The following is a 26,452-nucleotide window of genomic DNA, read 5'->3' as shown; positions in this document are numbered from 1 at the left end:
GTTTCTAGAACTTGAGGTTCAGCGTCAGTTGGGCATTGCGGCCCGAACCGGGGATGTAGTGGCCCGAGTACAGGGAGTCCGCATACAACACGTTGTTGATGTTGGTCACATTGCCCTTGAGCGACACCTTTTCGTTGAAGGTGTATTCGGTCATCAGGTCCACCGTGGTGTAGGCCGGTGCCATCCAGCCGGGGTTGCGGTTGGCCGATTGTTCACCGCGGAAGTTGATACCGGCACCCACGCGCCACTGGCCGTTGATCTGGTAGGTGGTCCATACGGTACCGCTGTGGATGGGGGTCAGTGCGGGGCGCTCACCGGCACGGTCACCCGCGCCCGCGGTGGGCGATGCGATGTCGATCACGGCATCGGGCATCCACATGTAAGAGCCAAACACCTCCCACTGGGGTGTCAGGTGGCCGGTCAGGTCAACCTCCAGACCACTGGCGTGGCGCTTGCCCGACAGCAGGAAGGCGGTGGCCGCCGAATCGGGGTCGGTGTTGCGTTCGTTGAACTTGGTGGACTGGAACAGCGCCAGGCGCGTGGTGAAACGTTTGTCTGCCGTGTCCAGCTTGGCGCCGATCTCGAAGTTGCGGCTTTGCTCGGGTGCGGTGTTGGCGCTCAGGGCGCTGTAGGAGTAGGTGTCGGCCGAGGTATTGAACGACGTGCCCCACGACATGTGGTACGAGTGCAGGGGGTTGGGCTGGTACAGCACGCCCACACGCTCGCTCCAGTCGCCAATGGTCTGGGCGTAGCTGGCGGTGACCCGGCCAGTGGCGTTGATCGTGTCGAAGTTGCCACGCATGCTGTCGTAGCGCAGGCCGGCCAGCACTTTCCATGCGGGTGCGACCTGGACCATGTCCTGTGCGTAGACACCGATGTTTTGCGCCTCGAAAGCGCTGGTGCGGGTTGTTGTGCGTGCCGCCTCGTTGAGCGACGCACCGTCAAACGGGCGACCTGCCGTGGTCTTGGGTTTGGTCACGCCGGACGCGGCGAACACGTCCTTGGTTTCGCGGGCAAAGTCCAGGCCCGCCAGGATCTCGTGTTTCATGCCCCAAGCGGTCAACTTCTGGCTGTAGTCGCTCTGGCCGTACAGCGAATCCAGGTTCTGGATCTTGGCCTGGTTGCCACGGGTCAGGATGGTGTTGGGGCCAAAGGTGTCCAGGGCGACGGCTAGGGTTGGGCACTCGGGGTTGGTCACCACGCCGGTGGTGGCGTTGGTGCTGCGCTGGCAGAAGCGCACGGTGCCAGCACGCTGGTCGCGCGTGTAGGCACCCTTGCGGAGCACGGTCTTCAGCTCTGTGTTGCTGTCAAAACGGTGCAGGTGGCTGGCGGTGAGGTATTTGGCGGTGCCGGCGCTGTAGTCGCTGGCCATGCCGAAGTAGGCGCTGGGGTCCAGCTTGTCGTTGATGGTGGTGGCCGACACGGGCGCGCTGGCCGTGGGCCTGATCCACGGCAGGCCGTAGTTCATGCCATTGTTGTTGTCCAGGGCGTACAGGCCAACGGAAAATTCGTCAGCGGTGCCAATGCCAAAACGGTAGGCGGCGGCAAGGCCCTTTTTGTTGATGCTGCTGCCGGCGCCATTGTTGTCGGCCTTGGTGGCCATGGCGTTGATGCGCAGCGCCGCGTTTTCGCCCGTCTGCACGTTGAAGTCGCCGGTGATACGCGCGTAGTTGAAGTTACCCAGCGTGGTGGTCACTTCGTTTTCGTTCATGGCGCGGGGCGCCTTGGACACCTGGTTGACCGCACCGCCTGTGGAGCCACGGCCAAACAACATGGAGGCCGAACCGCGCAGCAGTTCGATGCGGTCGTTGTTGAAGGTGTCGCGGTCGTAGAAGGCCGGGTCGCGCATGCCGTCCACAAAAATGTCACCACTGGTCGCCAGCGAGAAGCCGCGCAGGCGGATGTCCTCTTCTCCACCTTCGGCAGCCAGGAAGGTCACGCCCGCGGTGTTGTGCAACACATCTTTCAGCGTGTCCAGGTTGCGGTCATCCACCAGCTTTTCGGTGACCACGGTCACAGATTGGGGGATGTCGCGCAGGGCCTGGTTGACCTTGCCGATGCCGGAGGTGGTGGCGCGCACGCCGTCTTTGCCTTCGGGGGCGACTGCGGTTTCCTTGATCACCACGGGCTTGAGCGTCTTGGTCTCAGCCGGTGTGCTGGTCTGCGCGATGGCGCCCAGCGAACCCATCAACAGCAAAGCACCCAGGGGCAGGTGTTTGACATCCAGGCTGTATGCTACGGAATGTGTAGCGCTTGATGTAGTGCCGACGGGGGCTAGAGTGTGTTTTGGCTTAAATGCTTGGCTTTGGGTCATGGTGCGATTTAGGTCAGGGTTGTTGGCTGGCTAAATCCGCAACTGGCTTACGCCCACGCGGTGTGGCTGGCTTGTGATGGTCAGGCAGTATTCTAAATGCGAATCGTTGTCATTAGCGATATCGATTGCACTTTTTTTCTGTGGCGCAGAAATGTGTGACCACGGTGGTCACGGCCGCAGCCGTCAGGCCACGGCGGCAGGCGTCAAACTGTCCAGCATCTGCTGCCCAATCGCCTGAAACGCCGGGTGGGGCGATTGCAGCAGCTCCTTGCCTGCCTGAAAGCGGTAACCGGTGGTGGCGGTAAGCGGCACCTTGCGCAGCCAGTGCAACGCTTCCTCCATGCGCCCACGCGCGGCCAGCATGCCGGCGTAGTTGAACTGGCCGCGAAAGTCGCCGCCCTGTGCACCTTCGCCGTATGAGAAGAAGGCTGCATCCAGGTCGCGTGCAACGACCAGGCCATCCTCGTAGTAGCGGCCTATCTTGGTCATGGACTTGGCATGGCCCAGGTCGGCGGCCCTGCGGTACCACTCCAGGGCGTGTGCATGGTTCTGGGCCACCCCTTTGCCTGCGGCCAGTACATTGGCATAGTTGTACATGCCGGCATCCAGGCCCTTGTGGGCCGCCTGGCGGTACCAGTTGGCGGCCACAAAGTTGTCAAGCTCGGTGCCCCAGCCGTTCTCAAAACAGCGGCCGGCCATGTTCATGCCCATGGGCTGGCCCTGTGTGGCCGCTTTCAAAAACCAGGCAAAAGCCTGCTGCGGCGCACGCTCCTGGCCATGCCCGTCCAGCAGCCACTGGCCCAACACCGTTTGTGCATTGGCATTGCCCAGGGCTGCACTATGGGTCATCCATTGCGCTGCGTCGCAGGGGTTGGAGCCTATGACGGTTTGCCACTCTGCGGGCGTCAGGCGGTCCAGGTCTTCTTTGGACAGGGGCAGGTCAATGGTGAGAGGGCGCATGGGGGGGGGCTGTCAGGGTGAATGGTGCGATTATGCGTTTTGTATTTTAAATACGAACGATTCGCATTTATAATCTGCTGCATGAATGTTATTCCCAAAGTTCCAGGCCATAACGAACAGACGCCAGCTCCCGTGGATTCTTCAGCGGGCCACAAACCATCGGCCTCTGCACGTGTGGCACGGATGCCCAGCACTGCGCTGTTCTCTGGCGCCCAGGAGGTGGAGATTGAGCACCATGGCACGGTCTACCGTTTGCGCCAGACGGCATTGGGAAAACTGATATTGACCAAGTAAGTCTGACCAAATAATGCCCGCCCAAGGGCACTGATAAAACCACACCAGCCAGCCCCCGCCAGCCAGTGTCCGGGTCCGCTACGGACCCCCCACGCTGTTGAAAGGGAGGTTAATGTGTGTGAATCCAATCCAAAACCGGCGCCGGCGAGCGCAACCATCGGCTCCAGGCGCCGCAGGCTCTGGGACCTGAGCCACGAATGCCACTGCCCGGTGGTGGGCGTTTGTATACCGCTCGACACCCTGCGCAGCATCGTCAACAAGGCGCTCGGCGGCAAGGCCCTGGCCGATGACTACGAAATCCATGTGGGAGCCGTGGCCGAGTGCCGGCACCGCAACCGCCTGTCCGAAGCCCTGCACGACGAGCTGGAACGGCGCTACGCGCACGACGTGCGGCTTTTCAAGACCGCCAAAACTGTGCGCGATGTGGCAGACCTGTGGAGCCAGGCCATACGCCGGGGCGACGTGGCCGGTGCCTTTTGGGCCGCACTGGTACACCCCCGCTGCGACGCTGTCATGCAAGAAGTGTTGTGCCGCGACATGCATATGCTGCAACACCAGGCCGGTGCCAATGCGCGACTGGATGTCGCCCGTTTCAGCGCCGTGCTCGACGAAAACGCGGTGCTGGCCCGCGAGCTGGCGCGTGTGCAGGAGCGCAGCACCCGCCTGCTGGCCGAAAAATCGGCCGAGATCGCACGTTTGGCAGCACAGCACATGCGTGTGCAGGCCGACAACATCAGCATGGAAAGCCGCATCGCCTTTCTGACGGAAGACCTGACCACTCTAAAGGCCTCCAACCCCCAACTGGATGCCCGTACACGTTTGCAAAAGAAGCTGGACCAGACGACCGCACGCATGGCCGAGCTGGAAGAGCAGAACGCAGCCCTGCGCCATAAACTGGCCACGGCCGCCAAGGCGCTGGACGCCCTGCATACCGAGCCACCCCAGACCACCCTGGCGGACACCCCACAACGCAGCGCACCCCGTGTGTCACCGGTGACGCTGTACCTGAAGCAAAAAACCGTGCTCTGTGTGGGCGGGCGCACCGGCAACATCGCCAACTACCGCAACCTGATCGAGCGGGTAGGGGGCCGGTTTGCCCACCACGACGGCGGGCTGGAAGACAACCAGAGCGTGCTCGACGCCAGCCTGGCCGCCGCCGACCTGGTGATCTGCCAGACCGGCTGCATCAGCCACAACGCCTACTGGAAGGTGAAGGATTTCTGCAAACGCACCGGCAAACGCTGCGTGTTTGTAGAGAACCCCAGCACATCGTCTCTGGTGCGGGGGCTGGCGCAGATGACAGAGCAGGGCGCCGCGGTACCGGCCATTGGTTTGGATGAAATGAGGCTGTAGCCCCCGTATTTTCTATTGTTGCTGCTATAACAATAGTAGCAATTTGGTGTTGTTATGCTGTGTCAGCATTCTCATTCACCAAATACACAAGGCCCCTATGCCGGACGAACACCTGAGAGACCAAGCGGCGCTGGCACGGCTGGAACGCTACGCGACGCTGATGGATGCGCGCTTTCGGGTGCCCGGGACGCGGATTCGTATCGGCTTGGACCCCATCATCGGCCTGCTGCCGGGCATAGGCGACGTGTTGGGTCTTGCACTCTCGCTTTATGTCGTGGTTGAGGCAATACGCCTGGGCGTATCCAAGCGTGTGTTGTTCAAGATGTTGCGCAATGTGGCACTGGAAGCCCTGGTAGGCGTGGTGCCGGTGCTCGGAGACGTTTTCGACATCGCCTTCAAGGCCAATCTGCGCAACGCGGCAATGCTGAAGACTTATATCGAGGATCGTCTGCAGCCGACTCCGGTTCGCACCCCGCGGCGCTGGCAGCAGTGGATAGTGCTGGTCGCGTTCGCCGCACTGATCTTGGTGTTATTGCTGGCCCTGCGGCAGCTTTTTGCGCCGGTGTGGCAGGGGGTCTTTGGCTAAATCTGTTGAATTGAACGATGGCGTTGGCAACATTTCGGGCACCCAGCTTAGTTTCGTCTGTACCGGGCCAAGTTGCAGTCAAACGCGGATGACCGCCTTCAAGGACTACGCTGATGGAGCATGCATGACGGTTGCGCTCGGTCAGAATGGACTGTCCAGTCAGCTATGGTCTCCGCACGAAGCTTTGGCGTCAGCGCTGAAAACTAAGACAGCAAATAAGCATTCATGGCTACATAGAATGCAGAACTTGTCAGGACCCAGGGAGCCGCAATGGTACGAAAAACAAACATTACTTTGTGCACTCTCATCGCGCTTGCCAGCTTGCTCGCACCAGCGGTTGGCGCGCAGGGTTTGGCAAAGCCAGCTTTCCGAGACATCACCGAACCACCGCAGGGAAAGTTGGGCGAGCAAGTGGCCGCGATGATTGCCGCCATCAACGCCAACGATCCCAAAGTGGCACATGACTTTGTCGAGCGCTATCTAACTCCTTCCGTTGCGACGGGGAAAGCGTTGGACGCACGCGCAGCATCATTGATGCAGGCGTTTCGGTCTTCCTCTGGCGTAGATTTCTATTCAGTCAGGGCTGCCGTGGATTCGGGCGGGTCGCCACACACGGTCAACACCGTGGTGTTGAAGGAACGCCTGCACGGTGGCTGGATGGCTGCAAAACTTGTGATGGATCCCGGCAACGCGCCGCGCATCCGGAGCATTGCGTTTGACCATGCCCGCCCGCCTGCGAGCACCAGCACGGCGGCAATGACAGAAGTGCAAATGCTGGAACGTGTGAATGCCAGTTTGGACCGTGAGTGTGCAAACGACAAGTTCTCTGGCGCCTTATTGATTGCGCGCGCCGATCAGGTGTTGCTCAAGAGAGCATGTGGCGAAGCGAGCATGCGTTACCACGTGAAGAACGACGTCGATACCAAGTTCAATCTTGGCTCCATGAACAAGATGTTCACCGCCGTTGCCATCGCGCAGCTGGTCGAGCAGGGGCGGGTCTCTTACGATGATCCGGTCAGCAAATATGTTGACAAAAGCTGGCTGCCCAAGCGCATTACGGACCGCATCACGGTTCACCATTTGCTAACGCATACCTCGGGATTGGGAAGTTATTTCAACGATAAATTTGAAAATAGTTCTCGCGAGCTATTCCGTGAAGTAAACGACTTCAAGCCCCTTTTGCAGGGCGACGACCCAAGCTTTCCACCGGGCCAAAGATTTCAATACAGCAATAGCGGGATGCTGCTACTCGGGGTGGTGATCGAAAAAGCCAGTGGCAAAAAATACTTTGACTATGTACGCGAGCATATCTTCAAGCCGGCCGGGATGAAGGATACCGACAGCTACGCCATGGATGAGCCGGTTGAGAATCTGGCAATGGGCTACACCTCGGAATCGAGGGAGAAGGTGCATTGGAAAGAAAACACTTTTATGCATGTGATCAAGGGTGGCCCTGCGGGCGGCGGGTTTTCCACTGTTGGTGATCTGCACCGATTTGCGCAGGCACTTCAAGTCGGAAACTTGGTTAATCCCGAGTCGCGCGCCAGGCTCTGGACCAATCAATCTGACCGAGGGTATGGCTATGGTTTTAAGATCGGCGCGTACCCTAATGGACTTGATGTGGGCCATAACGGCGGTTTTCCTGGCATCAGTGGAGATCTCACCATATTTGTTGACCAGGGTTATGTAGTGGCAGTGTTATCCAATCGTGATCACGAGGCTCTCGTCATGAGCGGCCGTTTGCGTGCGTGGATCACGCAAATCCCGGCGGCAGATTGATGTAGACGAGCCTTGAAAAGGCATTGCTTGTCCATTTGCCGACAGTCGCGCAGAGACATGTCCATTCCTGGCCGAGGCTGTGTTAAACCCCCTTTGAATTGATTGCAACCTTTGCTATGACATATAGAACCACATGTTGAGTTCAATATGTAACGGTTCATTCAAGGAGAAGCGCGGCAGCAGGTGACCTTGCTACCTGAGTGAGCTTTTCGAAATCCCTCTTCCCTTGTGATGAGGCCTGCTCGGTGTCCGCTTTGGGGTGCCGATTTCACGCTGATCTACGCCCGCTTGGGGTCGATTGCGATCTCGCAAACCCGCATCGCCGGTTTCTGTAGCCTGATGGTTGCATGTGGCAAATGCCACATCGTTTTTTCCCACTTTCAACGCCATAGAAGGCATTCACCGGCTTGCGCATCTCCACACCGAAGGCTCTTGCGAAACTGCGTTGTTTTGGCATGGCCAGCCTTCCCATCGGAAAGGTTTAAGCGAAAAGTAGCCCCAGCCCCCGAATAAATTGAATCTATTGCTATGGATTCAATAGTGATCCAAGGAACCTCCAGAACACCGCCCCCAACGTCAGATCAGCGCTCCCATAGGGTTTTACACATTTGCCATTGCGAATGCGAGGAATTCGCATTTAAAATGGGCTTTTCATCACCATCCGCCCAAAGAGCGCAGTGCCATGATTGTGTGTGTTTGCAAACGTGTGTCAGACCGCGAGATCCATCGCCACGTGCGGGCGGGTATGGGTTTTGACGAGATTCAGTTTGAATTGGGCGTGGCCACCCAATGTGGCAAATGTGAGCAGTGCGCCCGGGATGTGGTGGCCCAATGCCACCGCATGCACCCGGTTGCTGCGCTAAGCAGCGGCGAGCCTCAGCTGGATTCGCCCACCTGGCTTTGCAGGTAGTTCTGCAGGCCCAGTTTGGCAATCAGGTCGATCTGGGTTTCCAGAAAGTCGATGTGTTCTTCGGTGTCTTCCAGAATGCCCTGGAGCAGGTCGCGCGAGCCGTAGTCGCGCACGGATTCGCAGTGGGCGATGCCGGCCTTGATGGTGGCTTGGGCGCCTTGCTCACTTTGCAGGTCGCAGGCCAGGATCTCTGGCACATCTTCACCAACCAGTAGTTTGGACAAATCCTGCAGATTGGGCAGGCCGTCCAGCATAAAAATGCGGTCCATCAGTTGGTCGGCGTGTTTCATTTCGCCAATGGATTCTTCGTATTCCTTCTTCGCCAGCTTCGCGAAACCCCAGTGTTTGAGCATGCGGTAGTGCAGAAAGTACTGGTTGATGGCGGTCAGCTCATTCTTGAGTTGAGCCTGCAGGTGTTGTATGACTTGTGCGTCGCCCTTCATGGGATTCTCCTTGGGATTGATCTGTTGCATTGTCCCCGGCATAAGCCCATTCCCCAAGGGAAACGGGCAATACCCACGACTACGGGTTCTTTTTACGTATGAGGCTGATAGGCGTTCGCATTCTCCCTGAGCAAGGGGGTCAGTACACCAGTCGCCCGGGGTGGATTTCCTGCAGGATGGTGGTGGCGATTTCTTCGATGGACTTGGTGGTGGTGGACAACCAGCGTATGCCGGCACGGCGCATCATGGCCTCGGCCTCGTTGATTTCCATGCGGCAGTTTTCCAGCGACGCGTATTTGGAGTTGGGTCGGCGCTCATTGCGAATCTCGCTCAGGCGCTCGGGCTGTATGGTCAGGCCAAAGATCTTGGCTTTGTGGGGTACCAGGGCGGGTGGAATCTGGCGGCGCTCAAAGTCTTCAGGGATCAGCGGGTAGTTGGACGCCTTGAGCCCGTATTGCATGGCCAGGTAGAGCGATGTGGGCGTCTTGCCGCTGCGGCTCACGCCCACCAGAATCACGTCGGATTGCTCCAGGTCGCGGTTCATTTGCCCGTCGTCGTGGGCCAGTGAGAAGTTGATGGCCTCGATGCGGCTTTGGTACTCCTTGCTCTTGCTGGCGTCGCTGAAACGGCCAATGCGGTGGTTGGATTTGAGCTTGAGCTCTTGCTCCAGCGGGTGCACAAACATGCCAAACATGTCCAGCAACATGCCCTGGCAGCCGTCCTGTATGACCTTGAGCACCTCCATATTGACCAAGGTGGTGAAGACGATGGGGCGTTCACCGTCCACCACGGCTGCATTGTTGATCTGCCGCACGGCCTGGTGGGCCTTGTCCACGGTATCCACAAAAGGCAGGCGTATGTGGCGGGCCTTGGTCTCAAACTGGGCCAAGATGGCGTTGCCAAAGGTCTCGGCGGTGATGCCGGTGCCATCGGACACGAAGAATACGCTGCGGTGGGTCATGGTTAGGGCTCGCGGGTTGTCGTCAGTGATTTGCAAGCGCCGGGCTCATATTGGCCGGGGCACCTGGGGTGTGCGGCCTCTACAATGGTCGCAATTGATGCATTTTCTCATTCCCGGGTGTCCCCAATAGCAACAACAGTGGACTGGCGTGGAGTGATCGCTGCTGACTAAGCGCGGCGTGTGCCGGTGCAGGTAGCAGCGAAACGGTTTTTAACTTCCGGAGCTACTGTTATGTCAACCCTGTTCAATCCGACCGATCTGGTCGTCCCCTTCGAGCATCTTCGCATGACCGACGTCGAGTCGGTCGGTGGGAAAAACGCCAGTTTGGGGGAAATGATCTCCAACCTACCCACCGGCGTCAAAGTGCCCACCGGCTTTGCCACCACGGCCCACGCCTTTCGCGAATTCCTCAAGTTTGACGGTTTGACTGAAAAAATCAGCGCCAAGCTGAAGGCGCTTGACGTAGAAGACGTGCGTGCCCTGGCCGTGGTAGGTGCAGAAATCCGCGGGTTGGTCGAAGCCCAGCCTTTCCCGCCCGAGCTGGAAAAAGGCATTCGCGAATCCTTTGCCACCCTGAGCGCTGGCAACGCAGACGCCACCTTTGCGGTGCGCTCCTCTGCCACGGCAGAAGACCTGCCCGACGCCTCTTTTGCCGGCCAACAGGAGACTTTCCTGAATGTGCACGGCATCGATGACATCCTGCACAAGATCCGCGAAGTGTTTGCCTCGTTGTACAACGACCGCGCCATCAGCTACCGCGTGCACAAGGGTTTTGCCCACGATGTGGTGGCGCTGAGTGCGGGCATCCAGCGCATGGTGCGTTCCGACCTGGGCGCGGCAGGTGTGATGTTCACTATCGACACCGAGTCCGGCTTTGACCAGGTGGTCTTCATTACCTCCAGTTATGGCCTGGGCGAAACGGTGGTGCAGGGCGCTGTGAACCCCGACGAGTTCTACGTGCACAAGCCCATGCTCAAGGCAGGCAACCGCGCCGTCATCCGCCGCAGCCTGGGCTCCAAACTGCTGCAGATGCAGTTCACCACCGCCGAAGAAAAGGCCAAGAGCGGCAAGCTGGTCAAGACCACCGATGTGCCCACCGAACTGCGCAACCGCTACTCCTTGACCGACGCCGATGTGGAGCAATTGGCCCGCTACGCGCTGGTGATTGAAGAGCACTACGGGCGCCCCATGGACATTGAGTGGGGCAAAGATGGCATCGACGGCGAGCTGTACATCCTGCAAGCCAGGCCCGAGACGGTCAAAAGCCAGGCCGGCAACCAGGCCGAATACCGCTACAAGCTCAAGGGCTCGGGCACGGTGCTGGTGGAAGGCCGTGCGATTGGGCAAAAAATTGGTACCGGCCCCGTGCGCATCGTGCACAACATCAGCGAGATGGACACGGTGCAGGCCGGCGACATCTTGGTGACCGACATGACGGACCCCAACTGGGAGCCGGTCATGAAACGTGCTTCGGCGATTGTGACCAACCGTGGCGGCCGTACCTGCCACGCTGCGATCATTGCCCGTGAACTGGGCATTCCGGCCGTGGTGGGCTGTGGCCATGCCACTGAAGCACTCAAAGACGGCATGCTGGTCACCGTGAGCTGCTCTCAGGGCGACACCGGCTTTATTTACGACGGCCTGCTGGAAACCGAAGTGACCGAAGTGGTGCGTGGCACCATGCCCGAGAGCCCGGTCAAGATCATGATGAACGTGGGCAACCCACAACTGGCCTTTGACTTCTGCCAGTTGCCCAATGAAGGCGTGGGCCTGGCGCGGCTGGAGTTCATCATCAACAACAACATTGGTGTGCACCCCAAGGCCATTTTGGACTACCCCAATGTGGATGCAGACTTGAAAAAGGCCGTGGAGTCGGTGGCCCGTGGCCATGCATCGCCCCGCGCTTTTTATGTGGACCGTGTTGCCGAAGGTGTGGCTACGATTGCCGCCGCCTTCTGGCCCAAGCCGGTCATCGTGCGCCTGTCCGACTTCAAGAGCAACGAATACCGCAAGCTGATTGGCGGCAGCCGCTACGAGCCCGAAGAAGAAAACCCCATGCTGGGATTCCGTGGCGCCGCGCGGTATGTGAGTACCGAGTTTGGCGAGGCCTTTGCCATGGAATGCGAAGCCTTAAAACGCGTGCGCAACGACATGGGGTTGAACAACGTGCAGGTTATGGTGCCTTTTGTGCGGACCCTCGGCCAGGCCAAGAAGGTGACCGAGCTGCTGGGCCGCCATGGCCTGCGCCGCGGCGACAACGGGCTCAAGCTGATCATGATGTGCGAGATCCCCAGCAACGCCATCCTGGCCGAGCAATTCCTGGAGTATTTCGACGGCTTCTCCATTGGCTCCAACGACCTGACCCAATTGACCCTGGGCCTGGACCGCGATTCGGGTCTGGAGTTGCTGGCAGCCGATTTTGACGAGCGCGACCCCGCGGTGAAGGCCCTGATCAGCCTGGCGATTGCAGCCTGCAAGAAGCAGGGCAAGTACATTGGCATATGTGGCCAGGGCCCCAGCGACCACCCTGACTTTGCGCAGTGGTTGGTGTCGGAGGGCATCTCGTCCATCTCGCTGAACCCGGATTCCGTCATCTCTACCTGGCAAAAACTCGCAGCACAATGACCGTACCAAGGACCGCACGCCAGTGGGCCCTGCATGCAGGACTGCTGGCGCTGTGGTTCTTGGCATCGTTTGGCGTCGTTTTTTTTGCCCGCGACCTGCAATGGGTGGTGTCCAACTGGCCGGTTGGCTTCTGGTTCGCCGCCCAGGGCTCGGTGCTGGTTTTTATTGGCATCGTGGTCGTTTATGCCTGGGTGACCAATCGCAGAGAGGGCGCCGAGCCCGGATTTGACGCCGCGGCCTATGCACGCTACAAAGGTGCGCTGCACAGGCGGTTTGCGCTGTATGTTGCCAGCCTACTGGTGTTCTTGCTGGTCCTTGCACTGGCAGAACGCCTGGGCTTGTCCAAGGTCTGGGTGGCAGGTATCTTTCTATCGGCAACCCTGGTCTTGTATGCGGTGATCGGTGTTTATGGACGTACCGCCGACGCGTCGGAGTACTACGTGGCCGGCCGGCGTGTACCCGCTGTCTACAACGGTATGGCCACGGCTGCCGACTGGATGAGCGCAGCCTCTTTCATCAGCATGGCCGGTGGGCTGTATTTGCAGGGCTACTCCGGCACCAGTGGGCAGGCCGGTGGTCTGGCGTATGTTTTGGGTTGGACCGGCGGGTTTTGCCTGGTTGCACTGCTGGTTGCGCCGTACCTGCGGCGTATGCGGATCTACACCGTTCCAGACTACTTTGCAGTGCGTTTTGGCGGCCGTTGGCCCCGCATGATCGCGGCCATGGCCGCGGTTTTGTGTTCCTTTACCTATGTGGTGGCCCAGATTTACGGTGTGGGGCTGATCACCTCGCGCCTGACCGGTGTGCACTTCGAGATCGGCATCTTGCTGGGTCTGGGCGGCGTGCTGGTGTGTTCATTTTTGGGTGGTATGCGGGCGGTGACCTGGACACAGGTTACACAATACGTGGTCATCATCCTGGCGTTTCTGATTCCTGTTTCGTGGCTGGCCTATAAACAATTGGGCAATCCATTCGCGCCGGTGGTGTATGGCCAGCAGCTACAAAAAATCGCGGCCATAGAACAGCAGCTGATGGACTCCCCGGCGGAACGGCAGGTCATTGAAGAGTACGCGCGGCGCGCCCGTGCCTATGAAGCCAAGTTGTTGGACGTGGAGGGCGCCTTGCTGGAAGAACGCACAGGTCTGCGCCAGCAGTTGCGCAGCCTGGGCGACAAGAAGTCGGACGACGACCGTGCCATAAGCCTGCGCCGTGAGTTGGCTGCGCTGCCCAAGGACGCGGCGTCGGCACGTGATGCCTGGACCCGTGCGGCTGCAGACAACTGGGCCCGCGCCAAACCTTTGGGTGGTATGCCACCCCACACCACGCCGTTCGCCGGTGACCCATCCGGCACGCCTGAGCAGGTGCAGGAGTTCGAGACCTCGCGCCTGAATTTTCTGGCGCTGATGTTTTGCCTGATGGTGGGTACAGCCGGCTTGCCCCATCTGCTGACGCGTTACTACACCACACCGACCGTTGCCGAAGCACGCAGTTCGGTCGCATGGTCCCTGGTGTTTATCGCGCTGCTCTACCTTTCCGCCCCAGCCTTGGCGGTATTGGTCAAGTACGAGGTGATGGCCCATCTGGTGGGGCAACCCTTTGACAGCTTGCCAGCCTGGGTGGCGCAATGGGCGCGCGACGCCAGTCTGTTGACGGTTTCCGATGTCAATGGCGACCACATTTTGCAGTTTGCCGAACTTAAGATGGGCGCGGACCTGATCATGTTGGCCTCCCCCGAAATTGGGGGCTTGCCCTATGTGGTGTCGGTGCTGGTGGCGGCCGGAGGCCTGGCCGCGGCGCTCAGTACCGCCGACGGTTTGTTGTTGACCATTGGCAATGCCATGGCGCACGACGTGTACTTTGAAGGCAACGGCAACAAGGTACAGGCCATGCGCAGGGTGATGTGGTCCAAATTTGCCTTGCTGGTGGTGGCATTGATTGCGTCATACGTCGCCGCACAACGCCCTGCGGGCATTTTGTACCTGGTGTCGGCTTCGTTTTCACTGGCGGGTGCAGCATTTGTGCCAGCCATGGTCCTTGGCATATTCTGGAAAGGCACAACCCGGGCTGGCGCCGTTGCAGGTATGTTGACGGGACTGGGGCTGACCGTGTATTACATGGTCATCAATTTGCCCGCCGTACGAGCGGTGGTGGGGCTGACGGGTGAAGGTCTTTGGTGGGGCATCCAGCCCGTGTCCGCCGGGGTTTTTGGCGTTGCTGCCGGGCTGGTAGCGGCCGTAGTGGTCAGTTGGTTCACCCGCCCGGAGCCCCTGGAGCCTGTCCCTCTGGCGCAATGACGCCCTTCTGGGCTATAATCTTGGGCTTCGCCTTGCTGCACCTCAATTAGACGCTGAGGGCAGCTTTTCTTAACCCCCGAATCTTGAATGGGGGAAATCCAAAAGGAGTATCAATGCGTCACTACGAAATCATTCTCATGATCCACCCGGATCAGAGCGAACAAGTTCCAGCCATGCTGGAGCGTTACAAAGGCATGATCACTGCCGGCGGTGGCAAGATCCACCGCGTGGAAGACTGGGGTCGTCGCCAGTTGGTCTACATGATCAACAAGCTTGCCAAAGCCCATTACCTGTGTGTCAACATCGAAGCCGACCAGGCTGTGATGTCCGAACTGGAACACGCGTTCAAGTTCAACGACGCCGTTCTGCGCCACCTGACCGTGTTGAAGAAAAAGGCCGAGACAGGTCCTTCGTCCATGATGAAGACTGTCGAGCGCGAAGAAACACGCAAGACACAACAGGCTGAATACAACGCCTAACGGCTGTTTTTACTGACGGAGAGTGCCTGCCAATTCCCTGATCCTGAGTGCCTGTATCGCTGAGCTGGATGCCATGCGTTACACACCGGCTGGAATACCCGCCCTGAACCTCAAACTCGAACACGAGTCTGAAACACAGGAAGCCGGGCAGCCCAGACAGATCAAGGTGGCAGTGAAAGCAGTGGCTTTCGGCGCATTGGCAGAGCGGTTGGTCAAACAACCCCTTGGCAGTGTCTGGAGGTTCAGCGGTTTTCTAGGCAACGCCCGTCACGGTAAAAGCATCGTTTTGCATATTCAAGAATTTTCGCAAGATTAGTTTTTTAGGAGGCCCACATGGCCACGTTCAAAAAATTCAGTAAAGACAAGCGCCCCAAGCGTCCCGCACAAAACCTGCTGTTCAAGCGCAAGCGTTTCTGCCGCTTCACAGTGACCGGCGTCGAAGAGATCGACTACAAAGACATCGACACCCTGCGTGATTTCATCGCCGAAAACGGCAAGATCATCCCCGCACGCCTGACCGGCACCCGCGCGATTTTCCAGCGCCAGCTCAACACCGCTATCAAGCGCGCTCGCTTCCTGGCGATGCTGCCTTACAGCGACCAGCACAAGATCTAAGGAGTACGAACATGCAAATCATTCTGCTCGACAAGGTCGTGAATCTGGGCAACCTGGGCGATATCGTCAAGGTTAAAGACGGTTACGCACGTAACTTTTTGATCCCTTCGGGCCGCGCTCGCCGCGCCACCGAGGCCGCCAAGGCTGCTTTTGAAGCCAAGCGCGCTGAGCTGGAAAAAGCTGCAGCCGCCAAGCTGGCCGAGTGCCAGGCTCTGGGCGAAAAGCTGGGTGGTACTACCATCAAGCTGACACAAAAAGCCGGCGTGGATGGCCGTTTGTTTGGCTCTGTGACCAATTCTGACATCGCTGAAGAGCTGGTCAAGAATGGCTACAAGGTTGCCAAGTCGCAAATCCGCATGCCCAACGGTCCTATCAAGCTCGTGAGCGAAAGCACTGTGGCTGTGGCTCTGCACACCGACGTGGTGGTGGACATCACCGTTTCCGTGTACGGCGAAACTGCCTAATCAGCAATAGTCCAACCCCGCAAGGGTTGGACCTGTTACCAAAAGCCGCAAGGGTTCGCCCTGGCGGCTTTTGTTTTTGCGGTCCCAAGTTACCCACAGCATTTAGTTGTTGTCCACAGCCTTTTCCCCAGAGTTATGCATTGCCGCGGCAGTCGGTAGCGCATAGCATGGAGAGCTTCAAGGAACATCCATGTCCACCGTCCTTTCCCCTGTAGACGAACACGGTCAAGACCGTCAAATTGCACAACTGCGGGTGCCGCCGCACTCCATTGAGGGGGAGTCCAGTGTGCTAGGTGGTCTGCTGCTGGACAATGCCGCCTGGGACCGGGTGGGCGACATCCTGATGGACAACGACTTCTACCGCTATGAGCACCGCCTGATCTACGCGGCCATTGGTACCTTGGTTAACGCCAGCAAGCCGGCCGATGTGATTACGGTGTTTGAGCACATGCAGAGCCAGGGCAGGGCGGAAGAAATTGGCGGCCTGGCCTATTTGAATTCCCTGGCCCAGTATGTGCCCAGTGCCAGCAATATCCGCCGTTATGCCGAGATCGTGCGTGACCGCTCGATACTGCGCAAACTGGTGACTGCCAGCGACGAAATCGCCACCAATGCCTTCAATCCTAAAGGGCGGCCGGTGTCGGAAATCGTTGATGAATCCGAACAGAAGATTTTCAAGATTGGCGAGCAGGGCAAGCGCAACAACCAGGGCTTCCAGGCCATGGATTCACTGGTCGTCAAGCTGCTGGACCGTGTGCAGGAGATGGCGGACAACCCGAACGACGTGACGGGTGTGCCGACCGGTTTTATCGACTTTGACCGCATGACGGCGGGCCTGCAGGCCGGTGATCTGATCGTGCTGGCCGCGCGCCCCTCCATGGGCAAGACGGCGCTGGCCATCAATATTGCCGAGCATGTGGCCTTGAAGGAAGGCCTGCCGGTGGCCATTTTCTCGATGGAAATGGGTGCCGCCCAACTGGCGGTGCGTATCGTGGGTTCTATTGGCCGCATCGACCAGGGCCATTTGCGCACCGGCAACCTGACCGACGACGAGTGGCCGCGCCTGTCCGAGGCGATTGAAAAACTGCGCACCATCTCCCTGCATATAGACGAGAGCCCGGGTCTGACCTCCAGTGAGGTGCGGGCCAATGCGCGTCGCCTGGCGCGCCAATGCGGCCAGTTGGGCTTGATCGTCGTCGATTACCTGCAGCTGATGAGCGGTAGTGGTGGTGATGGTGAAAACCGCGCAACCGAACTGGGTGAGATTTCCCGGGGCTTGAAGATGCTGGCCCGTGAGCTGAAGTGCCCGGTGATTGCGCTGTCGCAGCTCAACCGCAGTGTGGAGCAACGCCCCGACAAACGCCCCATGATGAGTGACTTGCGCGAATCCGGCGCCATCGAGCAGGATGCCGACATCATCATGTTCATCTACCGCGACGAGTACTACACCAAGGACCAGTGCAAGGAGCCGGGTGTCGCCGAGGTCATCATTGCCAAGCAGCGTAATGGCCCCACAGGTACCGTCAAGCTGGCCTTTATGCGCCAGTTCACCAAGTTTGAAAGCCTGGCGCATGGCGGTGGTGGGGACTATTGATATATGAAAAAGGGGGCCTGAGCCCCCGTGTGGATTGCCTGAATAGCTATTGAATTTATAGCACTTCGCTGGCAAAGTCCGCCAGGCGCGAACGTTCGCCGCGCGCCAGCGTGATGTGGCCACCGTGTGGCCAGCCTTTGAACTTGTCCACCGCAAAAGTCAGGCCGGATGAGCCCTCAGTCAGATACGGTGTATCGATCTGCGCCAGATTGCCCATACAAATGATCTTGGTACCAGGGCCCGCACGGGTGATCAGGGTCTTCATCTGTTTGGGCGTCAGGTTTTGCGCCTCGTCGATGATGACGTACTTGTTCAAGAAGGTACGCCCACGCATGAAGTTCATGCTCTTGATCTTGATGCGGCTGCGAATCAGCTCGTTGGTGGCGGCGCGGCCCCATTCACCGGCGCTGGTGTCGGTCTTGCCCAGCACTTCCAGGTTGTCGTCCAGTGCGCCCATCCAGGGGCCCATTTTTTCTTCCTCGGTGCCGGGCAGGAAACCAATGTCTTCACCCACACTGACGGTGGCACGGGTGACGATGATCTCGGTGTAGCGGCGGTCGTCCAGCACCTGGGTCAGGCCGGCTGCAAGTGCCATCAGGGTCTTGCCGGTGCCGGCCGTGCCGGTCAGGGTCACGAAGTCGACTTCAGGGTCCATCAGCAGGTTCATCGCGAAGTTCTGCTCACGGTTGCGGGTGGTGACACCCCATACCGCATTCTTGAGATGGGTGAAGTCGCGCAGCGTTTTGATGACGGCCGTGGTGCCACGGATCTCGGTCACGCGGGCATAGAGGCTGGGTTCACCGGGGGACTCAAAGTACACAAACTGGTTGATCAGCAAGCTGGGCACCACCGGTCCGTCGATCTTGTAGAAGGTGTGTTGGCCTTGTTGCCAGCTTTCTACCGCTTGCCCGTGTGTCGCCCAGAAGTCTGTGGGCAGGGCGGTGGCGCCGGAGTACAGCAGGTCGCCATCTTCCAGCGTCTTGTCGTTCTGGTAGTCGTCAGTGGCCAGACCCAGTGCACGGGCCTTGACCCGCATATTGATGTCTTTGGACACCAGCACCACCTCGCGCGGTGCGTAGTGCTGGCGCAGGGCCTCCACCACGCCCAGAATCTGGTTGTCCGCCTTGCCCTGGGGCAGGCTGGTAGGCAGGGTGTAGTTCAGCGGCTGGGTCTGGAACAGCAGTTTGCCCCGTGCATCGCGGTTGCCGGTGCTGGAGAGCTGGAAGCCTGCGGTGATGTCTGCACCGGGTGCACCGGCCAGCGCGTCCAATGTGCGGCTGGTCTGGCGGGCATTGCGGGCGACCTCGGTCATGCCTTTTTTATGGCCGTCCAGCTCTTCCAGAACAATCATCGGCAGGTAGATGTCGTGTTCTTCGAAACGGAACAGCGACATCGGGTCGTGCAGCAACACATTGGTGTCCAGCACGAACAGCTTGGTAGGGCCGGTGCGCACGGGTTTGCGGGAGCGGGTGGTGCTGGGTCGGGTCTCCACCTGGATCATGACCGGGGGAGCGACTGGCTCCACTACTGGCATTGGCTCACGTGCTGTCTTTTCCAGCAATGCGGCCGTTGCCCGCTTGGGGGCTTCCTTGGCAATGACTTTTTCCGCAGCTGGCCGAGCGGCTGGCGCTTTGACGGCTTCAAAGTTTTCCGACTTCTGCGCGGTGCGGGCGGTGCCGCGAACAGATGCAGCAAAAGCCTTGGGAGGGAGACGGTCAGCAGGTTTGGTGGGTGCGGGTGGCAGTGGCATGGATAGAGGGGCTCATGGAAGGGGAAGTGAATGAGAAGGGCATCGCAAAAGCAAAAAAGCCGCCCTGAGCCAAGGCGGCTTTTTGTTGTGGCGCGTTTGCGGTGATCAACGGCATGGAATCATTATGCATGACCCGGGTGACACCGCCAGACAGGCGTGTGTCAAAAACCACGCGAACAGCTCAGACTGCTTTTTTCAGTGCCTTGACGGCTTTGAGCACGTCGTCCACGTGGCCGGGGACCTTCAGGCCGCGCCATTCTTCTTTCAACAGGCCGTCGGCGCCAATCAGGAAGGTGCTGCGCTCTATACCCTTGACCTTCTTGCCGTACATGATCTTGTTCTTGACCACACCAAACATGTGGCACATTTTTTCTTCGGTATCGGCAATCAGTTCAAACGGGAGTTCCAGCTTGGTTTTGAACTCGTCGTGGGATTTCATGTTGTCGCGGGACACGCCGAATACGGCGGCGCCGGCTTTCACAAAATCTTTGTACTTGTCACGAAACTGCATGGCTTCGGTGGTGCAGCCGGGTGTATTGTCTTTCGGGTAGAAATACAACACCATGGTCTTTCCGACGTGGCTAGTATTGCTAACCTTGACGCCGCCGGTTGCGTTGGCTTCAAATTCAGGTAGGGGCTTGTTGACAACGATCGCCATATGGTACTTTTAGTCTCGCGTGCTGTATGTGTCAGTCAAAGTAGAGGGCTCAAACGTGACAGCGTTTGTTTTCCCTCGACTGCAACCCACGATTTTACTCTGAAAAGCACCCCATAGGCCCTCAGGGTAAACCTGCTTACAACAAAAGGGCGGCTACGACCTTGCGGCCTTCACCGGCCAAGAAGTTGTAGGTGCGGCAAGCGGCTTGGGTGTCCATGGTCTCCACACCGATACGTTTGGCGTACAAGGCTTGCAAGAGTGCCGGTTTGGGGAAACGGATGCGCTCTCCGCTGCCAAAGATCACAAGTTCAGCGTCCATCTGGGCCAAGCGCGCAAAATGGCTGTCTTGCAAAGCGTCAAACTGCGCACACTCCCAAAAATAGGGCGCCGCCAAGGTGCTGACCACCACGCTGCTGGTGTATTTCTCGCCATTCACGGTCACCCAGCCTGGCCCATAAGCCGTCACTGATGACGATTCCGTGGGGTCTGGGAGAAATTTCATGGGGGTACCTGGGTGAATTTGAATGCTGCACCGCACTAATTTCGTGCGGAACTGTGGTCAAATTATAGGTTTCGCCCTGTGCTAAAGACTTCTGGAGGGACTTTTGCGTACCATTCAAAAATCGGCCAAGTTGGCTAATGTGCTCTACGACATTCGCGGACCCATCATGGATGCGGCCCGCCAAATGGAGGACGAGGGCCAGAAGATCATCAAGCTCAACCTCGGCAACCTCGCCGTTTTTGGTTTTGATGCCCCGGAAGAAATCCAGCAGGACATGATCCGTAACCTGCCCAACTCGGCGGGTTACTCCGACAGCAAGGGCATCTTCGCCGCACGCAAGGCGGTGATGCACGAAACCCAGAAGCAGGGCATCGCCGGTGTCACGCTGGACGACATCTATCTTGGCAATGGTGCCAGCGAGTTGATCACCATGGCCACCAACGCGCTGCTGGACAACGGCGACGAATTGTTGCTGCCCATGCCCGACTACCCGCTATGGACTGCGGCTACCAGCCTGTCCGGTGGCACACCGGTGCACTACCTGTGCGACGAAGCCAATGGATGGATGCCTAATCTAGACGACATCCGCGCCAAGATCACGCCCAAGACCAAGGGCATCGTGGTCATCAACCCCAATAATCCGACCGGTGTGTTGTATTCCGATGCGCTGCTCAAGAGCATTGTCGAGATTGCCCGCGAACACGGTTTGGTCATCCTGGCCGACGAGGTGTACGACAAGGTCCTCTACGACGGCGTCAAACACACAGCCATCGGCAGCTTGTCCACCGACATCCTGACACTGACCTTCAACTCCCTGAGCAAAAGCTACCGTTCCTGCGGTTACCGTGCTGGCTGGCTGGTGGTCTCAGGCGACAAGAAACACGCCACCGACTACATCGAGGGCCTGAACATGCTCTCGAACATGAAGCTGTGCTCCAACGTGCCCGGCCAATGGGCTATCCAGACCGCGCTGGGCGGCTACCAGAGCATCAATGACCTGGTGTGTGAAGGCGGCCGCCTGCGCCGCCAGCGCGACCTGGCCTATGAGCTGATCACCGCCATACCCGGCGTGAGCTGTGTCAAGCCCCAGGCCGCCCTGTACATGTTTCCCAAGCTGGATCCGGCGGTGTACCCCATCACGGACGACCGGCAATTCTTCCTGGAGCTGCTGCGCGAGACCCGTGTCATGCTGGTCCAAGGAACAGGCTTCAACTGGCAGCAACCGGACCACTTCCGTATTGTGTTTCTGCCCCACGAAGACGATTTGCGCGAGGCAATCAACCGCATCGCCAAGTTCCTGGAAAGCTACCGCAAGAGCCACGGCACACAGCCTGCACAAGCGCAGGCAACGCCTTCTGCTATCAAGTTGGTAGCGACTCGCGCATGATTCACGGGGGCTAGCGCCCTGTTTTACTCTTAGAGATTTTATGAAACCGATTCAAGTTGGCCTGCTGGGCATTGGCGTCGTCGGCGCGGGCACATTCAATGTGCTCAAGCGCAACCAGGAAGAAATCCAGCGCCGCGCCGGCCGTGGCATTGAAATCACGATGGTGGCCGATCTGGACGTGGCCCGTGCCCAGTCGGTCGTCGGTCCCGATGTGAAAGTCGTCAGCGACGCTCGCGCTGTCATCGCCAACCCCGATATCGACATCGTTATCGAACTGATTGGCGGCTACGGCATTGCCAAACAGCTGGTGCTCGAAGCCATTGCGGCCGGTAAACACGTGGTCACCGCCAACAAGGCCTTGCTGGCCGTGCACGGCACCGAGATTTTTGCGGCGGCATCGGCCAAGGGTGTCATGGTGGCGTTTGAAGCGGCTGTGGCCGGTGGCATTCCTATCATCAAGGCGCTGCGCGAGGGCCTGACAGCCAACCGCATCCAGTGGATCGCCGGCATCATCAACGGCACCACCAACTTCATCCTGTCCGAGATGCGCGACAAGGGCCTGGATTTCTCCGTGGTGCTCAAAGAAGCGCAGCGCCTGGGTTATGCCGAAGCTGACCCCACCTTCGATATTGAAGGTGTGGACGCCGCACACAAGGTCACGCTGATGTCGGCGATTGCCTTTGGTATCCCCGTGCAGTTTGACAAGGCATATGTGGAGGGCATCACCAAGCTGGGCGCAGCTGACATCAAGTACGCCGAACAACTGGGCTACCGCATCAAGCTCTTGGGCATCACCAAGCGCACGGCCAAGGGTGTTGAACTGCGCGTGCACCCCAGCCTGATCCCCAGCAAGCGCCTGATCGCCAATGTGGAAGGCGCGATGAACGCCGTGGTTGTGAATGGCGACGCCGTCGGCAACACGCTGTACTACGGCAAGGGCGCGGGCTCCGAACCCACCGCCAGTGCGGTGATCGCCGATCTGGTCGACATCACCCGCCTGCATACCGCTGATGCGGCGCAACGCGTGCCCCACCTGGCCTTCCAGCCCCACAGCATGAGCGACACCCCGGTCCTGCCCATGGGCGACGTGGTGACCAGCTACTACCTGCGCCTGCGCGTGGCCGACCAGGCCGGCGTGCTCGCCAAGGTGACCGGCATCCTGGCCGAAGCCAATATCAGCATCGATGCCGTGTTGCAACGCGAAGCGGACGAAGTGGGTGGCGAGGGTAGCACCCAGACCGACCTGATCATCTTGACCCACGATTGTGTGGAAGCAAACATGAACGCTGCCCTGGCCCAGATGCAGAGTTTGAGCACCGTGCTGGCACCCATCGTGCGCATCCGCAAGGAGGAGTTGGCCTGATGTTGTACCTGTCGACCCGCGGCCACCCCGATCGCAAGCGCTTCTGCGAAATCCTGCTGGAAGGCCTGGCGCCCGATGGCGGACTGTATTTGCCGGAGTCTTATCCGCAGATCAATGCCACTGCCTTGCAGCGCCTGCGCCGCACCTACCGCCAGGGCGCACCCGGTGGTTATGCCGATCTGGCGTTTGAAATTTTGTCGCTGTTCATCGACGACATTCCTGCCGATGACCTCAAGGCCATTTGCAAGAAGACCTACACCGAAGACGTGTTTGGCACCTCCGAAATAGTGCCGCTGAAGACGCTGGAAGCGCCCAACGCCAAAGCGGGTGAACCCGGTCTGTACCTCGAAGCTTTGTCCAACGGCCCCACGCTGGCCTTCAAGGACATGGCCATGCAATTGTTGGGCAACCTGTTCGAATACGAACTGGGTCGCCGTGGCGAAGAGCTCAACATCCTGGGCGCTACCAGCGGCGACACCGGCAGCGCCGCCGAATACGCGATGCGCGGCAAAAAGGGCGTGCGCGTCTTCATGACCAGCCCGCACGGTCGTATGAGCGCCTTCCAGCAGGCGCAGATGTTCAGCCTGATGGACGCCAACATCTACAACATCGCCGTCAAGGGCGTGTTTGATGATTGCCAGGACATGGTCAAGGCCGTGTCCAACGATCTGGAGTTCAAGCGCAAGTACCGCATTGGCACCGTCAACTCCATCAACTGGGCGCGTTTGCTGGCCCAGGTGGTGTACTACTTTGCGGGGTATCTGCAGGCCACCGAAGAATCCGTGCCCAAACCCCCGGGCCCACGCGATTCGCTGGCACCGCGCAAAGAGGTCGTTCAGAAGGTCAGCTTCACCGTCCCGTCGGGCAATTTCGGCAATGTCTGCGCCGGCCATGTGGCCCGCATGATGGGTCTGCCCATCGAGAAGCTGGTGGTGGCCACGAATGAAAACGATGTGCTGGACGAGTTCTTCCGCACCGGCGTCTACCGCGTGCGCAGCAGTGCGGATACGCATGAGACCTCCAGCCCGTCGATGGATATTTCCAAGGCGTCCAACTTTGAGCGTTTTGTGTTTGACCTGCTGGGCCGCGATGGCGCGCGCGTGAAGGCGCTGTTTGGCGAAGGGCTGTCCAAGACCGGAAAGTTCGACCTGAGTAGCGACCCTGCCTTTGCCGACGCTGCTAGCCGCTATGGTTTTGTCAGCGGCAAGAGCACGCACGCCGACCGCCTGGACACCATTCGTGCTACCTGGAACCAGCACGCCATGGTCATCGACACCCACACGGCCGACGGCCTGAAGGTGGCGCATGAACACCGCAACAAGCTGGAACTGCGGGGCGGGCCCATGATCGTGTTGGAAACCGCGCTGCCCATCAAGTTTGCCGAAACCATTGTCGAAGCCCTTGGCCGAGAGCCGGATCGTCCGGCCAAGTTTGAGGGTATTGAAGACCTGCCCAAACGGGTGCTGGTGATGGACGCCGATGTGGCGGCCATTCAGACGCTGATTGCACGGGAATGCCAGGCGGCTTAAGTGAAATGGGGCTGTAGCCCCCGTTCTTGCTGCGTGAAGCGCTATAATTTGTGTAGCAAATGAGAGGAAGTGCCAGCATGACCACCCAAGCCCCGCGTGCCCCGCTGTTATCCCTGGATGATGCCTTGGAGCGCCTGCTGGCCAGTGCCAACCCGCAGTTGGGCACTGAGCAAGTGCCCGTGGGTGATGCCGATGGCCGTGTGCTGGCGCAGGACGTGGTGTCTGCCCTGCATGTGCCGCCGCAGGACAACAGCGCCATGGACGGGTATGCGCTGCGTTGTGCCGATGTGTTGCAGCCAGGCGCCACTGCGCTGCCCGTTTCGCAACGCATTGCAGCAGGCACCACAGGCCAGGCCTTGCAGGCTGGCACGGTGGCCCGCATCTTCACTGGTGCTCCGGTGCCAGCTGGTGCAGACGCGGTAGTCATGCAGGAAGACTGCACGGTCTTGCCGCCAGCCGGTGGTGCCGCATCCGATACGTCCTTCATCCATATCAATACTTTGCCCTCGGTGGGCCAAAACATACGGCGCGCGGGTGAAGACGTGGCCCGTGGCGACACGGTGCTGTCAGCCGGCGTGCGCCTGGGCCCGGCCGAACTGGGCATGGCTGCCAGCATTGGTTTGGCCACGCTGGCGGTTGCCCGCCGCCCACGTGTGGCGCTGTTTTCTACCGGCGATGAGCTGGTGATGCCCGGCACCGTGGCGCCAGAGGACATGCCGCCCGGCGCCATCTACAACTCCAATCGCTTTTTTCTGGCCGCGCTGCTGCGCCGCATGGGTTGTGTTGTCACCGATCTGGGAATCGTCCCCGACCAGCGGGATGCAACGACAGAGGCCTTGCGTTCTGCAGCCCAATCCCATGATGTGATCCTGACCAGCGGTGGTGTGTCGGTGGGTGAAGAAGACCACATCAAACCCGCCGTGCAGGCATTGGGCACGCTGGACCTTTGGCAAATCGCCATCAAACCCGGAAAACCCTTTGCCTATGGCCGTATCGGTGATGCCCATTTCCTGGGACTGCCGGGCAACCCGGTTTCCAGCTACGTGACCTTTCTGGTGCTGGTGCGGCCCTTTTTGCTGCGATTGCAAGGCATGCCGAATGTTGCTATGAAAACGGTAGCGGCTCGTGCAGATTTCACGTGGGCCAAGGCCGATAAACGCCGTGAGTTCCTGCGCGTGCGGCACAATGCCAACGCTGGCCTGGACCTGTTCACCAACCAGGGCTCGGGTGTGCTGACATCGGCCGTCTGGGGTGATGGTCTGGTGGACAACAGGCCGGGCAACACCATCGCACCGGGTGACACGGTTCAGTTCGTTTCTTTTGCGGAGTTACTGGTATGACCCAAGTGAATGTCAAATACTTCGCCTCCATCCGGGAAGCCCTTGGCACAGGTGGCGAAGTGATGGAAACCCTGGCGTCCACCGTCTCCGGTTTGCGCGACGAGTTGATTGCGCGCGGTGGTGTTTACGCTGAGTCGCTGGCGAGGGGCAAGGCCGTGCGTGTGGCGATCAACCAGACTTTGGCTCCGGAGACCGCTGCCTTGGTAGAAGGCGCTGAAGTGGCCTTTTTTCCGCCTGTCACTGGCGGATGAG

The 26,452-nt window shown here is 59.3% G+C and carries 24 protein-coding genes; 17 read left to right on the top strand and 7 right to left on the bottom strand.

Going from position 1 to position 26,452, the window contains the following annotated elements:
- Positions 1-4: 4 nt before the first annotated feature.
- A complete protein-coding gene (locus HZ993_RS03155; protein WP_209395824.1) occupies positions 5-2,314 on the bottom strand; it encodes a TonB-dependent siderophore receptor in 2,310 nt (769 codons plus the stop codon).
- A 183-nt stretch (positions 2,315-2,497) separates the two neighbouring features.
- Entirely contained in the window at positions 2,498-3,274 is a 777-nt protein-coding gene (locus HZ993_RS03150; protein ID WP_245213805.1) for a tetratricopeptide repeat protein, read from the bottom strand.
- 81 nt (positions 3,275-3,355) lie between these two features.
- Here HZ993_RS03150 and hemP point away from each other — a divergent pair, with 81 nt between their 5' ends.
- From hemP to HZ993_RS03125, 5 genes are all read left to right on the top strand, one after another.
- The gene (hemP, locus tag HZ993_RS03145) at positions 3,356-3,568 is read left to right on the top strand and encodes a hemin uptake protein HemP (protein WP_209395823.1); all 213 of its coding nucleotides are present in this window, start codon (positions 3,356-3,358) and stop codon (positions 3,566-3,568) included.
- Between the two features lie 114 nt (positions 3,569-3,682).
- Positions 3,683-4,921, top strand: a complete 1,239-nt coding sequence (locus tag HZ993_RS03140; protein WP_209395822.1) for a DUF2325 domain-containing protein — start codon at positions 3,683-3,685, stop codon at positions 4,919-4,921.
- Between the two features lie 97 nt (positions 4,922-5,018).
- Positions 5,019-5,507: a DUF4112 domain-containing protein gene (locus HZ993_RS03135; protein ID WP_209395821.1), complete on the top strand. Its 489-nt coding sequence runs from the start codon at positions 5,019-5,021 to the stop codon at positions 5,505-5,507.
- Between the two features lie 270 nt (positions 5,508-5,777).
- Entirely contained in the window at positions 5,778-7,286 is a 1,509-nt protein-coding gene (locus HZ993_RS03130) for a serine hydrolase (protein ID WP_209395820.1), read from the top strand.
- 682 nt (positions 7,287-7,968) lie between these two features.
- The gene (locus HZ993_RS03125) at positions 7,969-8,196 is read left to right on the top strand and encodes a bacterioferritin-associated ferredoxin (RefSeq protein WP_209395819.1); all 228 of its coding nucleotides are present in this window, start codon (positions 7,969-7,971) and stop codon (positions 8,194-8,196) included.
- On the opposite strand, the gene bfr is transcribed toward HZ993_RS03125, so the two are convergent.
- Both bfr and HZ993_RS03115 read right to left on the bottom strand, forming a co-directional pair.
- Positions 8,163-8,639, bottom strand: coding sequence for a bacterioferritin (gene bfr, locus HZ993_RS03120; RefSeq protein ID WP_209395818.1), 477 nt, complete (start codon positions 8,637-8,639; stop codon positions 8,163-8,165). The genes HZ993_RS03125 and bfr overlap by 34 nt on opposite strands.
- Positions 8,640-8,778: 139 nt before the next feature.
- The gene (locus tag HZ993_RS03115) at positions 8,779-9,600 is read right to left on the bottom strand and encodes a pyruvate, water dikinase regulatory protein (protein WP_209395817.1); all 822 of its coding nucleotides are present in this window, start codon (positions 9,598-9,600) and stop codon (positions 8,779-8,781) included.
- A gap of 231 nt (positions 9,601-9,831) precedes the next feature.
- Here HZ993_RS03115 and ppsA point away from each other — a divergent pair, with 231 nt between their 5' ends.
- From ppsA to dnaB, 7 genes are all read left to right on the top strand, one after another.
- The gene (gene ppsA / locus HZ993_RS03110; protein ID WP_209395816.1) at positions 9,832-12,225 is read left to right on the top strand and encodes a phosphoenolpyruvate synthase; all 2,394 of its coding nucleotides are present in this window, start codon (positions 9,832-9,834) and stop codon (positions 12,223-12,225) included.
- A complete protein-coding gene (locus tag HZ993_RS03105; protein WP_209395815.1) occupies positions 12,222-14,519 on the top strand; it encodes a VC_2705 family sodium/solute symporter in 2,298 nt (765 codons plus the stop codon). Before ppsA ends, HZ993_RS03105 begins: the two co-directional genes overlap by 4 nt.
- Positions 14,520-14,632: 113 nt before the next feature.
- Positions 14,633-14,998 carry a 30S ribosomal protein S6 gene (gene rpsF, locus HZ993_RS03100; protein ID WP_209395814.1) on the top strand — a complete coding sequence of 122 codons (366 nt, stop codon included), beginning with the start codon at positions 14,633-14,635 and terminating at the stop codon, positions 14,996-14,998.
- A gap of 22 nt (positions 14,999-15,020) precedes the next feature.
- A complete protein-coding gene (priB, locus tag HZ993_RS03095; RefSeq protein ID WP_256440965.1) occupies positions 15,021-15,314 on the top strand; it encodes a primosomal replication protein N in 294 nt (97 codons plus the stop codon).
- 17 nt (positions 15,315-15,331) lie between these two features.
- Positions 15,332-15,613, top strand: coding sequence for a 30S ribosomal protein S18 (gene rpsR / locus HZ993_RS03090; RefSeq protein ID WP_209395813.1), 282 nt, complete (start codon positions 15,332-15,334; stop codon positions 15,611-15,613).
- 11 nt (positions 15,614-15,624) lie between these two features.
- Positions 15,625-16,077 carry a 50S ribosomal protein L9 gene (gene rplI, locus HZ993_RS03085; protein ID WP_209395812.1) on the top strand — a complete coding sequence of 151 codons (453 nt, stop codon included), beginning with the start codon at positions 15,625-15,627 and terminating at the stop codon, positions 16,075-16,077.
- Positions 16,078-16,267: 190 nt separating this feature from the next.
- Positions 16,268-17,671, top strand: a complete 1,404-nt coding sequence (dnaB, locus tag HZ993_RS03080) for a replicative DNA helicase (protein ID WP_209395811.1) — start codon at positions 16,268-16,270, stop codon at positions 17,669-17,671.
- Between the two features lie 55 nt (positions 17,672-17,726).
- On the opposite strand, the gene HZ993_RS03075 is transcribed toward dnaB, so the two are convergent.
- The 3 genes from HZ993_RS03075 to HZ993_RS03065 all read right to left on the bottom strand — a co-directional run bounded on the left by HZ993_RS03075 (position 17,727) and on the right by HZ993_RS03065 (position 20,581).
- The gene (locus HZ993_RS03075) at positions 17,727-19,421 is read right to left on the bottom strand and encodes a PhoH family protein (RefSeq protein ID WP_209395810.1); all 1,695 of its coding nucleotides are present in this window, start codon (positions 19,419-19,421) and stop codon (positions 17,727-17,729) included.
- A 181-nt stretch (positions 19,422-19,602) separates the two neighbouring features.
- Positions 19,603-20,079, bottom strand: a complete 477-nt coding sequence (locus tag HZ993_RS03070) for a peroxiredoxin (protein ID WP_209395809.1) — start codon at positions 20,077-20,079, stop codon at positions 19,603-19,605.
- A 136-nt stretch (positions 20,080-20,215) separates the two neighbouring features.
- Positions 20,216-20,581 (bottom strand): Mth938-like domain-containing protein, encoded by a 366-nt coding sequence (locus tag HZ993_RS03065; protein WP_209395808.1) that lies wholly within the window; start codon positions 20,579-20,581, stop codon positions 20,216-20,218.
- A 103-nt stretch (positions 20,582-20,684) separates the two neighbouring features.
- Here HZ993_RS03065 and HZ993_RS03060 point away from each other — a divergent pair, with 103 nt between their 5' ends.
- The 5 genes from HZ993_RS03060 (at position 20,685) to moaD (ending at position 26,451) form a co-directional block, all read left to right on the top strand.
- Positions 20,685-21,968, top strand: coding sequence for a pyridoxal phosphate-dependent aminotransferase (locus tag HZ993_RS03060; protein ID WP_209395807.1), 1,284 nt, complete (start codon positions 20,685-20,687; stop codon positions 21,966-21,968).
- A 40-nt stretch (positions 21,969-22,008) separates the two neighbouring features.
- The gene (locus HZ993_RS03055; RefSeq protein WP_209395806.1) at positions 22,009-23,331 is read left to right on the top strand and encodes a homoserine dehydrogenase; all 1,323 of its coding nucleotides are present in this window, start codon (positions 22,009-22,011) and stop codon (positions 23,329-23,331) included.
- On the top strand, positions 23,331-24,860 hold the full coding sequence (gene thrC, locus HZ993_RS03050) for a threonine synthase (RefSeq protein WP_209395805.1): 1,530 nt from the start codon (positions 23,331-23,333) through the stop codon (positions 24,858-24,860). Before HZ993_RS03055 ends, thrC begins: the two co-directional genes overlap by 1 nt.
- 77 nt (positions 24,861-24,937) lie before the next feature.
- Positions 24,938-26,200, top strand: a complete 1,263-nt coding sequence (gene glp / locus HZ993_RS03045) for a gephyrin-like molybdotransferase Glp (protein ID WP_209395804.1) — start codon at positions 24,938-24,940, stop codon at positions 26,198-26,200.
- Positions 26,197-26,451, top strand: coding sequence for a molybdopterin converting factor subunit 1 (gene moaD / locus HZ993_RS03040; protein WP_209395803.1), 255 nt, complete (start codon positions 26,197-26,199; stop codon positions 26,449-26,451). Before glp ends, moaD begins: the two co-directional genes overlap by 4 nt.
- Position 26,452: the final 1 nt, after the last annotated feature.

This window comes from Rhodoferax sp. AJA081-3 (genome assembly GCF_017798165.1).
Taxonomy (GTDB): Bacteria; Pseudomonadota; Gammaproteobacteria; order Burkholderiales; family Burkholderiaceae_C; genus Allorhodoferax.
This window is presented reverse-complemented; position numbering and strand designations above follow the sequence as displayed.

Coding starts and splice junctions, on each gene's coding strand:
- HZ993_RS03155 (WP_209395824.1), bottom strand. CDS start 2,314: ATGACCCAAAGCCAAGCATTTAAGCCAAAACACACTCTAGCCCCCGTC.
- HZ993_RS03150 (WP_245213805.1), bottom strand. CDS start 3,274: ATGCGCCCTCTCACCATTGACCTGCCCCTGTCCAAAGAAGACCTGGAC.
- hemP (WP_209395823.1), top strand. CDS start 3,356: ATGAATGTTATTCCCAAAGTTCCAGGCCATAACGAACAGACGCCAGCT.
- HZ993_RS03135 (WP_209395821.1), top strand. CDS start 5,019: ATGCCGGACGAACACCTGAGAGACCAAGCGGCGCTGGCACGGCTGGAA.
- HZ993_RS03130 (WP_209395820.1), top strand. CDS start 5,778: ATGGTACGAAAAACAAACATTACTTTGTGCACTCTCATCGCGCTTGCC.
- HZ993_RS03125 (WP_209395819.1), top strand. CDS start 7,969: ATGATTGTGTGTGTTTGCAAACGTGTGTCAGACCGCGAGATCCATCGC.
- bfr (WP_209395818.1), bottom strand. CDS start 8,639: ATGAAGGGCGACGCACAAGTCATACAACACCTGCAGGCTCAACTCAAG.
- HZ993_RS03115 (WP_209395817.1), bottom strand. CDS start 9,600: ATGACCCACCGCAGCGTATTCTTCGTGTCCGATGGCACCGGCATCACC.
- ppsA (WP_209395816.1), top strand. CDS start 9,832: ATGTCAACCCTGTTCAATCCGACCGATCTGGTCGTCCCCTTCGAGCAT.
- HZ993_RS03105 (WP_209395815.1), top strand. CDS start 12,222: ATGACCGTACCAAGGACCGCACGCCAGTGGGCCCTGCATGCAGGACTG.
- rpsF (WP_209395814.1), top strand. CDS start 14,633: ATGCGTCACTACGAAATCATTCTCATGATCCACCCGGATCAGAGCGAA.
- rpsR (WP_209395813.1), top strand. CDS start 15,332: ATGGCCACGTTCAAAAAATTCAGTAAAGACAAGCGCCCCAAGCGTCCC.
- rplI (WP_209395812.1), top strand. CDS start 15,625: ATGCAAATCATTCTGCTCGACAAGGTCGTGAATCTGGGCAACCTGGGC.
- dnaB (WP_209395811.1), top strand. CDS start 16,268: ATGTCCACCGTCCTTTCCCCTGTAGACGAACACGGTCAAGACCGTCAA.
- HZ993_RS03075 (WP_209395810.1), bottom strand. CDS start 19,421: ATGCCACTGCCACCCGCACCCACCAAACCTGCTGACCGTCTCCCTCCC.
- HZ993_RS03070 (WP_209395809.1), bottom strand. CDS start 20,079: ATGGCGATCGTTGTCAACAAGCCCCTACCTGAATTTGAAGCCAACGCA.
- HZ993_RS03065 (WP_209395808.1), bottom strand. CDS start 20,581: ATGAAATTTCTCCCAGACCCCACGGAATCGTCATCAGTGACGGCTTAT.
- HZ993_RS03055 (WP_209395806.1), top strand. CDS start 22,009: ATGAAACCGATTCAAGTTGGCCTGCTGGGCATTGGCGTCGTCGGCGCG.
- thrC (WP_209395805.1), top strand. CDS start 23,331: ATGTTGTACCTGTCGACCCGCGGCCACCCCGATCGCAAGCGCTTCTGC.
- glp (WP_209395804.1), top strand. CDS start 24,938: ATGACCACCCAAGCCCCGCGTGCCCCGCTGTTATCCCTGGATGATGCC.
- moaD (WP_209395803.1), top strand. CDS start 26,197: ATGACCCAAGTGAATGTCAAATACTTCGCCTCCATCCGGGAAGCCCTT.